We start from the raw sequence: 15,381 nt of genomic DNA, 5'->3' as shown, positions 1-15,381 counted from the left end.
TAATTTCTTTGAGCAACTAGTCATTATTTTGGCGTTAATCATGGTACACACATTGCTTATATCGCCCTAATCAACAACAATACCTAAACTTTTAGGCGAAAGCTGTCGCGTAATACTAATAGTATGTTTGTACTAACGTGATGCTCCAGACCGATTGAGACACCTCGCAGTATGAAGTTAAGCCTGCCTTTTGCAGATAAATTACCACGAATCCCACAGCGCTCCATGCCTGCCATTGGTGCGCCTGTTATGGTATTGGCCACCCTTGCAATGGTGGTACTACCCATACCAGCGTTTCTGTTGGATTTGTTCTTCACTTTTAACATCGCCTTAGCCATGGTGGTGTTGTTAGTGACCGTTTACACACGTCGTCCACTCGACTTTGCGGCTTTCCCAACGGTGCTGCTTATTGCAACCTTATTACGTCTGGCGTTGAACGTTGCATCTACTCGTGTGGTACTGCTTTATGGTCATGAAGGGGGTAACGCTGCGGGTAACGTTATCGAAGCGTTTGGTAACGTAGTTATCGGTGGTAACTACGCCGTCGGTCTTGTGGTCTTCCTCATCTTGATGATCATTAACTTTATGGTTGTTACCAAAGGTGCTGGTCGTATTTCTGAGGTAAGTGCTCGCTTTACCTTGGATGCCTTACCGGGTAAGCAGATGGCGATCGATGCGGACTTGAACGCCGGTTTGATTGACCAAGACCAAGCGCGTTTACGCCGTTTTGAAGTTACCAAAGAAGCCGACTTTTACGGTTCAATGGATGGTGCGTCAAAATTCGTAAAAGGTGATGCGATTGCAGGTATCTTAATCCTGTTTATCAACATTATTGGCGGTCTGTCGATTGGTATGGCGCAATACGGTTTGGGCTTCTCTGAAGCGATGCAAATCTATACCTTGCTGACCATTGGTGACGGCTTGGTGGCGCAAATTCCATCGCTATTACTTTCTATCGCTGCGGCGATGATGGTAACGCGTCAAAATACTGATGAAGATATGGGTGAGCAGCTGATTTTTCAGATGTTCGACAACCCAAAAGCATTGATGATTACTGCTGCTATCCTTGGCGTGATGGGTATCGTTCCGGGCATGCCGCACTTCTCGTTCTTGTCACTGGCGGCAATCGCGGGTGGTGGTGCCTATTGGCTGGACAAAAAACAGAAACAAAAAGCCAAAGAGCCAGCATTACCAGCGAAAGCTGAAGATGGCAGTGAGCCGATCTCTCAACGTGAACTGTCTTGGGATGATGTGCAACCCGTCGATATCATTGGTCTAGAAGTTGGGTACCGTTTGATTCCTTTAGTTGACCGTGACCAAGGCGGTGAGTTGCTAGAACGTGTAAAAGGGGTACGTAAGAAGCTTTCGCAAGATTTTGGTTTCTTGATCCCTGCGGTTCATATTCGTGACAACCTTGAGCTGACACCTAATAGCTATCGTATAACCCTAATGGGAGTTGCCGTTGGTGAGGCAGAAATTCGCCCAGACCAAGAGCTGGCGATTAACCCTGGACAGGTTTACGGCATGATCGAAGGTGAGCCAACCATGGACCCGGCATTCGGTCTGGAAGCGGTTTGGATTCGTGAAGAGCAGCGTGAACATGCTCAAGCGTTAGGTTACACGGTGGTTGACTCTTCAACCGTGCTAGCGACGCATTTAAGCCAATTGCTTACCAATAACGCGTCGCAATTGATTGGTCACGAAGAAGTACAGAACCTATTGGAAATGCTAGGGCGCAGTGCACCTAAGTTGGTTGAGAATTTTGTCCCAGACCAACTTCAGCTTGGTGTGGTAGTGAAAGTACTGCAAAACTTACTTAACGAAGCCATTCCGATTCGTGATATTCGAACCATTGTGCAAACCTTGGCGGAGTACTCAAGCAAGAGTCAAGAACCTGACATTTTGACTGCTGCCGTTCGTATCAGTTTGAAACGTCTAATTGTTCAGGAAATCAATGGTATAGAGCCAGAGTTACCAGTGATAACGCTTATACCTGAACTGGAACAAATATTGCATCAAACAATGCAGGCATCAGGTGGCGAATCTGCCGGTATCGAACCGGGATTGGCAGAGCGACTTCAGTCCTCTCTGAGCCAAGCGACACAAGAGCAAGAACTGAAAGGGGAACCTGCGGTTCTGCTGACATCTGGTGTATTGCGTTCAACACTGGCTAAGTTCGTTAAGAACACAATACCTAACCTCCGCGTACTGTCTTACCAAGAGATACCGGACGAGAAACAGATCAGAATTGTGCAAGCGGTGGGCAACTAAGCCCTTCGCATCATTAATGGATTCATAGTTTGAAAATTAAACGATTTTTTGCCAAAGACATGCGAACTGCGTTGCTCCAAGTGAAAGAAGAACTTGGCGCAGAAGCGGTGATCATGTCGAACAAGAAAGTGGCGGGCGGTGTAGAGATCGTTGCAGCGATTGACGGTGAGTCTAACGCAGCACCAACCTCACAAGCGCAATCGCTTCCTAACCGTGGCGCAGCTCAATCAAATCGTTATAGCGAACAACGTCAAATGCCGTCATCTGCTTCAGAGCGTTTCCAAGATCGCCGTTTAGATGATGACAGAATTAGCCTAAACGCGAACAAAGATAAATCAGGCTCAATGACGCAACGTTTCGCGAACATGCTCAAGCAATACAGCAGCGGTGCAGCCGAGTCAGATGACCATGTCGCAGAGAATGAAGATTCTTTGTCCGCATTGCTGCAGCGCCAAAATAAGCACCGTGAAAGCTATAACCAAGAGAAACCTGCGCCTTACCAACCAGACTCGCCACTGGCGAAACTGATTGCGCAAGACAACCGATTTGACCGCCCAACTCCTAAGTTGGATCCAACGCGCTATGACCGTCGCCGTCCATCGGATGAACGCGATGACTCTGCCGATGAGCTAGAGAACATGCGTGAAGAGATGACGTCGATTCGTCGTTTGTTGGAACATCAAGTGTCGGGTTTGATGTGGCAAGAGGTAGAACGCCGCGAGCCATTAAGAGCAATGCTGATTAAGCGTTTGGAGCGTATGGGTGTTTCACCTGAACTTGCCGACCAAATGGCTTGCTACATTCCAGAAGATACGAAACCAGCGCGAGCGTGGAAAGCTCTGCTGTCTCTTGTGGCGGATCAGATCAACATTCCGAAACAAGACATTCTGAAGCGTGGCGGTGTCGTCGCATTACTTGGTCCAACTGGAGTGGGTAAAACGACCACGGTGGCTAAGTTAGCGGCACGTGCGGCAATGGAGTTTGGTGCCGATAATGTTGCCCTTGTGACAACGGACACATATCGTATAGGTGCACATGAGCAGCTCTCAATTTACGGAAGAATTATGGGTTGTCCTGTAAGAGTTGCTAAAGATTCTAACGAGTTAGCCGATGTTATATATCAGCTACGAAACAGAAGACTGATTTTGGTCGATACGGCAGGGATGGGGCAACGAGACGTAAGACTCTCTGAGCAGCTCGATACCTTAATGCAAGAAAGCGGAGAAGTGATTCACAGCTACCTTGTTTTGCCAGCTACTGCACAACGTCGAGTTCTGCAGGAAACTCTGGATCACTTCCGACGCATTCCGCTGTCGGGTTGTATTTTGACTAAGCTTGACGAGTCGTTAAGTCTAGGCGAATTCATCAGCGTGGTGATTCAGAACGCGATGCCAGTGGCATACATTGCCAACGGTCAGCGCGTACCAGAAGACATTGTGATAGCACAACCAAAATACATGATTGCGAAAGCAAATGAACTGTTAGAGAAGTCGACAGAGAACGAACCTCACTTTTGGAATAGTGATAACGAAGGACTCTAGGGCGGCGGACTACTATGACTGAGAATATGATACACGATCAAGCAAGCGGCCTCCGTCGCTTAACACAACCATCATTGACTAAAGTAATCGCTGTTACTGGCGGCAAAGGTGGTGTGGGTAAATCAAACGTAACACTGGGTCTGGCGATCTGCATGGCACGCCAAGGCAAAAAAGTGATGGTTCTCGACGCAGATTTAGGTCTAGCTAATGTGGACGTTATGCTCGGAATTCGTTCAAAACGTAACCTAGGGCATGTCCTTGCGGGTGAATGTGAGCTAAAAGATGCGATTGTTGAAGGCCCTTATGGTATAAAGATAGTCCCTGCAACTTCTGGCACACAAAGCATGACCGAGCTGTCTCATGCTCAACATGCTGGACTCATCCGTGCATTTGGTAGTCTTGAAGAGGAAATGGACGTACTGTTGATTGATACAGCTGCGGGCATTTCTGACATGGTGATTAGCTTTTCACGAGCAGCTCAAGATGTTGTGGTTGTGGTTTGCGATGAGCCAACTTCAATCACTGATGCATATGCATTAATCAAGCTGTTGAGTAAAGAACACCAGGTTCAGCGCTTCAAAGTTGTTGCAAATATGGTCAGAAGCTACCGTGAAGGCAGAGAATTATTCGCAAAGTTGACTCTAGTCACAGAGCGCTTCTTGAATGTCAGCCTTGAACTCGTAGCATGTATTCCATTGGATGACAAAGTACGTCAAGCCGTGAAAAGACAGAAGATCGTTGTGGACGCATTCCCACGTTCTCCTGCGGCTTTAGCGATCAGCTCATTAGCGAACAAAGCACTAACGTGGCCACTACCTAAAACACCAAGTGGACACCTAGAGTTTTTTGTGGAAAGGTTGCTAAATCGTACTGAATTCGCAGAGGACCCTTTTGGTGAATAAAGCGATTACCTATAACCAACATGGCAAATTTAATAGCCAGCAGGCGTTCATTGAACGTTACTCGGTGTTGGTTAAGCGTATTGCTCACCACCTGTTAGGCCGTTTACCGCCGAGTGTTCAGGTAGAGGATTTAATTCAGGCCGGCATGATCGGTCTTATCGAAGCTCAGCAGAATTATGATGGTTCTAAAGGTGCGAGCTTTGAAACGTATGCGGGTATCCGTATTCGCGGTGCAATGTTAGATGACATTCGCAAAGGCGACTGGGTACCTCGTTCTGTTCATAAGAACAATCGCGAAATTAACCAAGCGATCGCAGAGCTGGAAGGTGTACTAAATCGCGACCCATCTGATGCTGAAGTAGCAGCGCATCTTGGTATGACACTAGACCAATATCATAGTGCTCTTACCGATATAAACTGTTCAAAATTAGTGGGAATTGAAGATTTAGGCGTCTCTGATGATGTGATTTCACCGGCTGATGAGACCGATGACAGCAACCCGTTTAAGGGCGTAGCTGATGAATCGTTCAGAAAAGCACTGGTTGAATCAATAAAACAGCTTCCAGAGCGTGAAGCTTTAGTACTTTCGCTTTATTATGACGAAGAACTCAATTTGAAAGAGATTGGCGATGTGTTGGGTGTGAGCGAATCTCGCGTAAGCCAAATACTGAGTCAAGCGATGCAACGTTTACGCACCAAGCTCAGTGCGTGGACACAAAATGACTAAACACACTGATTTTACGATTCAGTGGAGGCAATTTTGAATAAAAACATGAAGATCCTTATTGTTGATGATTTCTCAACAATGCGCCGTATTGTTAAAAACCTGCTTCGTGACTTGGGTTTCAATAACACTCAAGAAGCGGACGATGGTTTAACTGCATTACCTATGCTGAAAAAAGGTGACTTCGACTTTGTTGTAACCGACTGGAACATGCCAGGTATGCAAGGCATCGACTTGCTGAAACACATCCGTGCTGATGCTGAACTGAAGCACTTGCCTGTGCTAATGATCACAGCGGAAGCAAAGCGTGAGCAGATCATCGAAGCAGCGCAAGCAGGCGTTAACGGCTACATCGTTAAGCCATTTACAGCTGCAACGCTTAAAGAAAAATTAGATAAAATTTTCGAACGTTTATAACTCTCTCTTTCTCTTTGTTAATCGAGTCATCACTTCTAATACCTACTACTAAAGGGTGGCTCGCTTGACGTTTAAAAAGCGATAAGAAAGAACTAAACGTAAAAAAGGGTCTATTCAGGATGATCTCACTAGAGCAGGCGAAGTCGCTCGTTCAGATGCTAGAAAACGGGGAACAGGACCAAGCCAATGAGCTTGTTGCCTCGATATATGAAAGCGATGGGAATCCGATGCTAAAAGAAATCGGAACATTAACCCGCGACCTTCATGATTCACTTAAGCACTTCAACATCGATCAACGCATGACAGAAATTGCGAAAGCAGAAATCCCGGACGCAAGGGACCGTCTGCAATACGTGATTGATAAAACTGAGTTGGCAGCGAATAAAACGATGGATGCGGTTGATTGCTGCTTACCTATCGCCGACAACCTGCATGAGTGCCTTCAACAAGTTCGCCCTCAGTGGAACGAACTCATGCACGGACGCATCGAATTAAGCGATTTCAAAGCACTTTGCCACCGTATCGATGGGCTGTTAGTTCAAGTCGAAGGTGATAGCACTGAATTGCGTGGTCAGTTGACCGAAATTCTTATGGCACAAGACTTCCAAGACTTAACGGGTCAAATCATTCGCCGCGTGATCACGCTTGTCAATGAAGTGGAAGATCGCCTGGTTGAGATCTTGACCGTGTTTTCTGGAAATAAACCAGAAGAACAGACTCAAGTTTTGCCAGAACCGTCAGATAAAAAGATTAAACAATCAAGCGAAGCAGAAGGCCCGATTCTTCACCCTGAACTCAGGGAAGATGCGGTTTCATCGCAGGACGAAGTCGACGACTTGTTGTCCAGTCTTGGATTTTAAAGGTAACGTATGAGCTACGATTTAGACGAAGATATTCTTCAGGACTTTCTAATTGAGGCTGGGGAAATTCTTGAGCTGCTGTCTGAGCAGTTGGTTGAACTGGAAAATAATCCAGAAGACAAAGATCTCCTAAACGCGATTTTCCGCGGCTTTCACACTGTAAAAGGTGGTGCAGGCTTCCTATCATTGGCAGAGCTGGTTGACACTTGTCACGGTGCTGAGAACGTGTTCGACGTATTGCGAAACGGTCAGCGTTCAGTCACGCCAAGTTTGATGGACACCATGCTAAAAGCGCTTGATACGGTTAACCATCAATTCCAAGCGGTTCAAGACCGTGAACCACTGGATGCAGCCGATCCTGCACTGTTGGAAGAACTTCATCGTTTATGCAAACCTGAGTCTGAAGACGAAGTCGTTGCGGCGGTTGAAGTGCCAGTTGCTGAGCCAGAACCAGTTATTCCAGAGCCAGTTATCGAACAACCAGCAGCGCCAGTAGAAGCAGCACCTTCTAGCGTGGGTTCTGTTGATGAAATCACTCAAGACGAGTTTGAGAAACTGCTGGATGAATTACACGGTAAAGGTTCTGCTCCGGGTGCATCTGCGCCAGCAGCACCAGCGGCTCCAACGCCAGTAAGTGCACCTTCATTAGACAGTGGTGATATCACTGATGATGAATTTGAACGTCTTCTTGACGAGCTGCATGGCGTAGGTAAGAGCCCATCGGCATCAGAAGTGGCACCAGTAGAAACGCCTAAAGCGCCAGAGCCGGCTGCTCCTGCTGCGTCAGCATCAACTGACGGCGATCTGATGACCGATGAAGAGTTTGAAAAACTTCTCGACGAATTACATGGTTCGGGTAAAGGTCCATCTATCGAAGAGTTAGATTTTGCGACTAAACCAGCATCAGAAAATATTACGCCTGAAGCGCCAAAAGCAGCTCCAGCACCTCAGCCTGCTCCAGTAGCGGCTGCGCCTTCTCCAGCGCCAGCTCCGGCACCTAAGCCAGAAGCAAAACCGGTTGCAGTAAAAGAAGAAGCAAAAGCAGCAGCGCCTGCGGTTAAGAAACCACAAGCAGAAGCCACAGTGCGTGTTGATACTTCAACTCTAGACACCATCATGAACATGGTGGGTGAGCTTGTATTGGTGCGTAACCGTCTACTAAGTCTTGGTTTAAATAGCAACGACGAAGAAATGTCGAAAGCAGTAGCAAACCTAGATGTTGTTACCGCAGACCTTCAAGGTGCGGTAATGAAAACGCGTATGCAGCCAATCAAGAAAGTGTTTGGTCGCTTCCCACGCGTTGTTCGTGACTTGGCGCGTAACCTAAATAAAGACATCGTGCTTGAAATGCGCGGTGAAGAAACCGATCTTGATAAAAACCTAGTAGAAGCACTTGCAGATCCATTGATCCACTTGGTGCGTAACTCGGTTGACCATGGTATCGAAATGCCAGACGATCGCGCGAAAGCGGGTAAATCTCGTACTGGTAAAGTGATTCTGTCTGCATCGCAAGAAGGTGACCATATTGAACTGGCTATCGTTGACGATGGCGGCGGTATGGATCCAAATAAACTCCGTGGTATCGCAGTAAAACGCGGCATGATGGACGAAGACGCAGCAGCACGCTTATCGGATAAAGAGTGTTTCAACCTCATTTTTGCACCAGGCTTCTCGAGCAAAGAGAAGATTTCTGATATCTCTGGTCGTGGTGTAGGTATGGACGTGGTTAAGACGGCGATCAACACCTTGAATGGTTCTATCGATATCGATTCAGAATTGGGTAAAGGCACTAAGATCACCATCAAAGTACCATTGACGCTTGCGATCCTACCAACACTAATGGTTGGTGTTGGCGGTCATCCGTTCGCACTGCCTCTTGCATCGGTTAATGAAATCTTCCACTTAGATCTTAGCCGTACCAACGTTGTTGATGGTCAACTAACCATTATCGTACGTGATAAGTCTATCCCACTGTTCTACCTACAAAACTGGTTAGCTTCTAAGTCGCCACGTGTAGAAGAGCGCATTGGTCATGGTCATGTTGTTATCGTTCAAATTGGTAGCCAACGTGTCGGCTTTGTGGTGGATACATTGATTGGTCAAGAAGAAGTGGTTATCAAACCACTGGATAACCTATTGCAAGGCACGCCAGGTATGGCAGGTGCAACGATTACCAGTGACGGTCACATCGCATTGATTCTTGATGTGCCAGATCTACTTAAGCAATACGCTGCAGCTTCGCGCATTTAAGCGAAGCTGGAGTTGAAAAAAGGAATAAGATGGCGATTAAAGTACTAGTCGTTGATGATTCGAGTTTTTTCCGTCGTCGCGTTAGCGAAATCATCAACTCAGAATCGCGCCTAGAAGTGATAGACGTTGCGGTTAATGGCAGAGAAGCGGTTGAGAAAGCCAAAACTCTAAAACCTGACGTCATCACTATGGATATTGAAATGCCAGTCATGGACGGTATTACTGCCGTGCGTGAAATTATGGCTACGTCTCCTACGCCAATCCTAATGTTTTCGTCCCTGACTCATGATGGGGCGAAGGCTACGCTTGACGCACTAGACGCTGGTGCATTGGACTTCTTACCGAAGAAATTTGAAGATATTGCTCGTAACCGTGATGAAGCGGTATCGCTACTCCAACAACGTGTCATTCAAATTGCTTCTAAGCGCGCATTTATGCGTCGCCCAATGGCGAAACCTGCTGCGACTGCAGCGAGCTCAACAACTCGCCCATTAGCATCACGCAATACTGCGCCTGCCGCAGCAACTGCAAGTCGCCCTGTGGCAGCAAAATACCGCGCTTCAGGTAAGAAATATCAGTTAACAGCTATCGGTACTTCCACTGGTGGTCCTGTTGCTCTGCAAAAAATTCTGACTCGTTTACCCGTAAACTATCCGCACCCAATCGTGTTGATCCAACATATGCCAGCTACTTTTACTGCTGCTTTTGCAAGTCGTTTAAATACGCTTTGTAAGATCCAAGTAAAAGAAGCTCAAGATGGTGATGTATTGCAAGCTGGCGTTGCCTATTTGGCGCCAGGCGGTAAGCAAATGATGATCGACGGTCGTGCAGGTGCTGCTCGTCTGCGCATTATCGATGGCGGCGACCGCATGAACTACAAACCTTGTGTGGATGTTACGTTTGGCTCTGCTGCAAAAGTATACGGTGACAAAGTATTGTCGATGGTACTGACAGGTATGGGGGCTGACGGTCGTGAAGGCGCACGCATGTTGAAATCAGCAGGCTCAACAATTTGGGCTCAAGATGAAGACAGCTGTGTGGTTTACGGTATGCCACAAGCGGTTGCGAAAGCGGGCATCTCTACAGAAGATTTACCTCTCGACCGCATTGCGGAACGCATGTTGGTAGAAGTGGGCTTAGCGTAGGAAAGATCATGATCGTTTGGAGTGTTGCTAACCAAAAAGGTGGGGTAGGGAAAACGACATCAACTGTGACGTTGGCTGGGCTATTGAGCCAAAAAGGTCATCGTGTATTGATGGTTGATACAGACCCTCATGCGTCACTGACGACTTACCTTGGTTATGATCCGGATGCAGTAACGTCGAGCTTGTTTGATTTGTTCCAATTGAAGACGTTTTCACGTGAGACAGTAAAGCCGTTAATCGTCGAGACAGAACTTGAAGGAATGGACATCATCCCGGCACATATGTCACTTGCAACGCTTGACCGCGTGATGGGAAACCGCAGCGGCATGGGCTTGATCTTAAAACGAGCGCTTCAAGCCGTAGCAGAAGATTATGACTATGTGTTGATCGACTGCCCGCCAATTCTTGGCGTAATGATGGTCAATGCGCTAGCAGCCAGTGATCGTATCCTTATCCCTGTTCAAACTGAGTTCTTAGCGATGAAAGGTCTTGAGCGTATGATGCGCACTTTGACCATTATGCAGAAGTCTCGTCCAGGTGGCTTTAAAGTGACGATCGTACCAACCATGTACGATAAGCGCACAAGAGCTTCGTTGCAGACACTGACTCAGCTTAAGAAAGATTATCCAAATCAGGTATGGACTTCTGCGGTGCCGATTGACACGAAATTCCGTGATGCAAGCTTAAAGCATTTACCAGCATCACACTTTGCTTCTGGTAGTCGTGGTGTGTTTGCTTACAAGCAACTGCTGATTTATTTGGAGAGGTTGGCGTTCGATGAGCAATAACGACGTACTTTCCAGTGAACAGGCGCTTGATGATTACTTCAGCGCATTACTTGGCGAAGAGGTCGAGGTCATTGAGCAAGAGGAAGAGCTTGACTTACTCGCTCAAGAACTATCATCTGCAGAGCCAGAGCCAGAGCCAGAGCCAGAGCCAGAGCCAGAGCCAGAGCCAGAGCCAGAGCCAGAGCCAGAGCCAGAGCTAGAGCCAAAATTACAAATACAATACGCGGAACCAGAGTCGTACCAATACAGCGATACTTACTCACCTGAGTTAGAAGCGCCTAATTTGGAAGACGTTCAACGATTGTTAAGCCAGCTGGAATCCACCAATGTAGTGGCAGAGTTGGATATCGATGACATTTTGGATCAAAACACGATTGATATCGCAGCCGAAGCTAAATCAATCGAACCAGAAATTGAAATCGAAGCTGCGGCAGTTGCCGTGGATGAAATTCAAGAGTGGGATATCGAAGAAGAATTGATTCCTGCTGTTGAGACCGAGCAGCCAGAACCAGTTTGGACTCAACCTGAAACTGAAGCGTTTGAGCCTGAAGTTGACGTTGAAGCCGATGTGGAAGTCGAACAGCACATTGAGACAGAAGCCGAACTGGAAACGGAAACAGGCTCACTGTTGCCAAACACTTGGGAAAGCACGCAACGTAGCGAAGATTTTCAGGTGCTGTACTTTGATGTTAATGGTGTGACGTTTGCTGTTCCACTTGATGAGCTCGGTGGTATCCATCAAATTACGGAACTGAACCATTTGATTGGTCGTCCTGCATGGTATCTAGGTTTGCAAACCAGTCGTGAGCAACAATTTGATGTTGTCGACACTGCGAGGTGGGTGATGGCTGATAAGCTTCATGACGAAGAGTACAAAGATAACTACCAATACGTCGTTATGCTTGGTGAAAGCATGTGGGGGTTGGCAAGTAACCAATTAATGGGTACTGAGACTCTCAATATCGACAAAGTCCGTTGGCGTGAACAAGCAGGTAAGCGCCCTTGGCTAGCGGGCATGGTGAAAGAAAAAATGTGTGCTTTAATTCATGTCCAAGCACTTATAGACATGCTAAACGCTGGTTTAGATGTAAAATCACTGAATTAGATTTTTGGTCGGGAACGACAATTACGAGGATTAACTATGTCTCAAGCTTTTGAAGTAGAAGTGAAGAAAGATACATCGAACGACGAAGTTCTTCAGTGGGTGACGTTCCAACTAGAAGAAGAAACGTACGGCATTAATGTAATGCAAGTTCGCGAAGTTCTTCGCTACACAGAAATCGCTCCGGTTCCAGGTGCGCCAGATTACGTACTGGGTATTATCAACCTACGTGGTAATGTCGTAACGGTTATCGATACACGTTCACGTTTTGGTTTGATGGAAGGTGAAGTTACTGACAACACTCGCATCATCGTGATTGAGTCTGAGCGTCAAGTTATCGGTATCTTAGTAGATAGCGTCGCTGAAGTTGTTTACCTACGTTCTTCTGAGATCGACACTACGCCTTCTGTAGGTACGGACGAAAGCGCGAAATTCATCCAGGGTGTAAGCAACCGTGATGGCAAGCTACTTATTCTTGTTGATCTGAACAAGCTGCTAACTGATGACGAATGGGATGAGATGGCTCACCTATAATTGGCTGATGAATCATGGCTGACGAAACCTTCCTATCTTTACCGCTCTTAGTGGGCGGTCTAGCATTTGCCTTCTTGATTTTGCTTTTGTTGCAAATTCGCGTTCGTGCGGGTCTGCAAAAGCAAATGGACCAGCAGCGTGCGCAAGCACGTCACGCAGAAAAAGAAGTGCAAAAGCTAAACAAGCAATTGTTGGAAGTGCGTTCAGTGGTCGTTGGTTTAGGTCAAAAGGTCACTGAGCAACAAGATGTGATTCAACATCTTAATGAGCGCATTCGTGAACTTGAGCACGCAGATACAGATGGTCGTTTGTACAGCCGTGCTTCTAAAATGGTTCAACTTGGCGCTGACATCAATGAGTTGATTGAAGAGTGTGAATTGCCAAAAGCAGAAGCAGAATTGATGCTTTCTCTGCAGAAAAAACTGGCAGGTCAAGAGAAGATCCCTCCACTTAGCGGTCAACCATCAGATGATCCGACATACCCACCTCGTGGACGACGTCGATAAAGAATGAAAAAAGAAGCTTCGGCTTCTTTTTTTATTTTTAAAATAAAAACTTATAATCACTTATGGTTATTTTTATTAAAATGTGACTATAAGTTAACAAAAACTCACGAACTTACATACATCATCGCTTTCTTATCCTGTTTTGTCACAACTAAGCTGTGCTAATATAGCGACTCGTTCATTTTTTAGTTGAAGCCCTATGTTAGAAGTCTCTAACCTAACTGCGATCCGTGATGACAGGGTCCTGTTTGAAAACCTGCAATTCGAAATTAAACCTGGAGATTTGGTCCAGATTGAAGGACGTAACGGTACAGGCAAAACCACATTGCTGCGTATTGTGACAGGGTTAGGGGACAGAGAAGAAGGCATCATCAAATGGAAAGGCGAAGAGGTTGAAAAGTCTCGTGATGTTTTCCATCAGGACCTTTTGTTCCTAGGGCATCAAACTGGCGTTAAACGCGAACTTACTGCGTTTGAAAACCTACGCTTTTACCAATCTATCCATAATAATCGTTCCTCAGATGAAGAAATCTTCGCTGCTTTAACCCAAGTGGGTCTTGCAGGCAGAGAAGATGTGCCTGTAGCACAACTTTCTGCAGGACAGCAGCGTCGCGTTGCATTGGCAAGACTGTGGCTAAGTAATCAAATTTTATGGATTTTGGACGAACCGTTAACTGCAATCGATAAGCAAGGTGTGAAGGTGCTTGAATCGTTGTTTGCAAATCATGCAGACAATGGTGGCATTGTGATTTTAACGACACACCAAGATATGTTTGCAGACAGCCCGAAACTTAGAAAAATAAAACTGGGTGACTAATATGATTTCGGCAATGTCGACCATTATCCGCCGCGAGCTTTTGATTGCATTTCGCCGTCAAGCAGACATCTTGAACCCTTTGTGGTTTTTCATCATTGTTATCACACTTTTCCCTCTTAGCATCGGTCCAGAGCCTAATTTGTTAGCACGTATTGCAGCAGGCATTGTTTGGGTTGCTGCGTTGCTATCCGCCTTATTATCATTAGAACGTCTATTCCGTGATGATTATCAAGATGGTGCGCTTGAGCAAATGATGCTAATGCCGATCCCACTGCAACTTGTTGTGATTTCCAAGGTCATAGCTCACTGGTTGTTAACGGGATTGCCTCTGATCTTAATCAGTCCATTGTTGGCGATTCTATTATCTCTTGATTTTAATACTTGGCTGTCTGTTGTACTGACATTGGTCATCGGTACACCGACGTTGAGTTTTATCGGTGCTATTGGTGTAGCACTGACTGTTGGGTTACAAAAAGGCGGCGTTCTTTTAAGTTTGCTAATTCTCCCGCTTTACATCCCAATTCTAATTTTCGCTACGTCCGCGATTGATGCCGCAGCACTGGGTATGGCGTATAACGGGCAATTAGCGATTTTAGGCGCAATGTTGATGGGGGCTGTCACTCTCACACCATTCGCCATCAGCGCAGCATTGAGAGTTAGTGTTAACTAACTCAGTAAAGTGCGCGTTTAGCGACGTTTGATCAAAGAATTATTATTAAAGCACTGCTACGGTCTCGACCCTCTGGACAGTGTCCCTGAAGTAAGAGTGAGAACTTAACATGTGGAAATGGCTACATCCTTATGCCAAGCCAGAAGCAGCTTATCACCTGAGCGGTAAGTTTCTTCCTTGGTTTTCTGTATTGGCCCTCGTATGCCTATCGGTTGGTACCGTCTGGGGGCTCGCATTTGCACCTTCGGATTACCAGCAAGGCGATAGTTTCCGAATCATTTACATCCACGTACCTTCGGCTATTTGGTCTATGGGCGTGTACATGTCGATGGCTATAGCTGCATTTATCGGCTTGGTTTGGCAAGTACGTCTATCTGACATGGCAGCACTGGCCATGGCGCCTATTGGTGCGGTATTCACCTTTATTGCTCTGTTAACGGGTGCCGTTTGGGGTAAACCTATGTGGGGCACTTGGTGGGTATGGGATGCTCGTCTAACCTCTGAACTTATTCTTCTATTCTTATACCTTGGTGTTATTGCACTTTACCACGCGTTTGACGATCAAAAGACAGCGGCAAAAGCGGCGGGTATTTTGGCAATCGTTGGTGTGGTCAACCTACCGATTATCCACTTCTCTGTTGAGTGGTGGAATACGCTTCACCAAGGCGCGACAATCACCAAATTTGAAAAACCATCCATCTCATCCAATATGCTTTGGCCGTTGCTGCTAAACATTTTTGGTTTTGCGTTCTTCTTTGGCGCGGTAACGATGGTGCGCTTCCGTAACGAAATTATCAGCAAAGAGAGTCATCGCCCTTGGGTGCAAAAACTCGCGGCTGAAAAAACTCAGTGAG

At 46.5% G+C, this 15,381-nt stretch carries 15 protein-coding genes; all 15 read left to right on the top strand.

All coding sequences use genetic code 11. From position 1 onward, the window contains the following. The first annotated feature begins 171 nt into the window (after window positions 1–171). Entirely contained in the window at window positions 172–2,271 is a 2,100-nt protein-coding gene (flhA, locus tag J4N44_RS12415) for a flagellar biosynthesis protein FlhA (protein ID WP_005448388.1), read from the top strand. 29 nt (window positions 2,272–2,300) lie between these two features. Further along, window positions 2,301–3,812: a flagellar biosynthesis GTPase FlhF gene (flhF, locus tag J4N44_RS12410; protein ID WP_005448389.1), complete on the top strand. Its 1,512-nt coding sequence runs from the start codon at window positions 2,301–2,303 to the stop codon at window positions 3,810–3,812. A gap of 14 nt (window positions 3,813–3,826) precedes the next feature. Next, the gene (locus tag J4N44_RS12405; protein WP_009696006.1) at window positions 3,827–4,714 is read left to right on the top strand and encodes a MinD/ParA family protein; all 888 of its coding nucleotides are present in this window, start codon (window positions 3,827–3,829) and stop codon (window positions 4,712–4,714) included. Then, on the top strand, window positions 4,707–5,441 hold the full coding sequence (locus tag J4N44_RS12400; protein ID WP_005448391.1) for an RNA polymerase sigma factor FliA: 735 nt from the start codon (window positions 4,707–4,709) through the stop codon (window positions 5,439–5,441). The genes J4N44_RS12405 and J4N44_RS12400 overlap by 8 nt, the downstream gene beginning before the upstream one ends. A gap of 45 nt (window positions 5,442–5,486) precedes the next feature. After that, window positions 5,487–5,855, top strand: coding sequence for a chemotaxis response regulator CheY (gene cheY / locus J4N44_RS12395; RefSeq protein WP_017635949.1), 369 nt, complete (start codon window positions 5,487–5,489; stop codon window positions 5,853–5,855). A gap of 119 nt (window positions 5,856–5,974) precedes the next feature. Then, window positions 5,975–6,715 (top strand): protein phosphatase CheZ, encoded by a 741-nt coding sequence (locus J4N44_RS12390; protein WP_005448392.1) that lies wholly within the window; start codon window positions 5,975–5,977, stop codon window positions 6,713–6,715. A 9-nt stretch (window positions 6,716–6,724) separates the two neighbouring features. Beyond that, entirely contained in the window at window positions 6,725–8,965 is a 2,241-nt protein-coding gene (locus J4N44_RS12385; RefSeq protein WP_005448393.1) for a chemotaxis protein CheA, read from the top strand. Window positions 8,966–8,994: 29 nt separating this feature from the next. Further along, window positions 8,995–10,110, top strand: coding sequence for a protein-glutamate methylesterase/protein-glutamine glutaminase (locus J4N44_RS12380; RefSeq protein WP_049536912.1), 1,116 nt, complete (start codon window positions 8,995–8,997; stop codon window positions 10,108–10,110). Window positions 10,111–10,118: 8 nt separating this feature from the next. Beyond that, entirely contained in the window at window positions 10,119–10,898 is a 780-nt protein-coding gene (locus tag J4N44_RS12375) for a ParA family protein (RefSeq protein WP_005448395.1), read from the top strand. Then, entirely contained in the window at window positions 10,888–12,003 is a 1,116-nt protein-coding gene (locus J4N44_RS12370; protein ID WP_252044507.1) for a chemotaxis protein CheW, read from the top strand. Before J4N44_RS12375 ends, J4N44_RS12370 begins: the two co-directional genes overlap by 11 nt. Before the next feature lie 36 nt (window positions 12,004–12,039). Further along, entirely contained in the window at window positions 12,040–12,534 is a 495-nt protein-coding gene (locus J4N44_RS12365; protein WP_005438733.1) for a chemotaxis protein CheW, read from the top strand. 14 nt (window positions 12,535–12,548) lie between these two features. Beyond that, complete coding sequence (locus J4N44_RS12360; RefSeq protein ID WP_005447967.1) at window positions 12,549–13,040, top strand: DUF2802 domain-containing protein; 492 nt, start codon at window positions 12,549–12,551, stop codon at window positions 13,038–13,040. A gap of 199 nt (window positions 13,041–13,239) precedes the next feature. Beyond that, the gene (ccmA, locus tag J4N44_RS12355; protein WP_199450426.1) at window positions 13,240–13,857 is read left to right on the top strand and encodes a cytochrome c biogenesis heme-transporting ATPase CcmA; all 618 of its coding nucleotides are present in this window, start codon (window positions 13,240–13,242) and stop codon (window positions 13,855–13,857) included. Window position 13,858: 1 nt separating this feature from the next. Next, window positions 13,859–14,527 (top strand): heme exporter protein CcmB, encoded by a 669-nt coding sequence (gene ccmB / locus J4N44_RS12350; RefSeq protein WP_005447970.1) that lies wholly within the window; start codon window positions 13,859–13,861, stop codon window positions 14,525–14,527. Window positions 14,528–14,636: 109 nt separating this feature from the next. Next, window positions 14,637–15,380 carry a heme ABC transporter permease gene (locus J4N44_RS12345; protein WP_005447972.1) on the top strand — a complete coding sequence of 248 codons (744 nt, stop codon included), beginning with the start codon at window positions 14,637–14,639 and terminating at the stop codon, window positions 15,378–15,380. Window position 15,381 lies beyond the last annotated feature (1 nt).

The sequence above is a fragment of the Vibrio sp. SCSIO 43155 genome, assembly GCF_023716605.1.
GTDB classification, from domain to species: Bacteria; Pseudomonadota; Gammaproteobacteria; order Enterobacterales; family Vibrionaceae; genus Vibrio; species Vibrio harveyi.
This window is presented reverse-complemented; position numbering and strand designations above follow the sequence as displayed.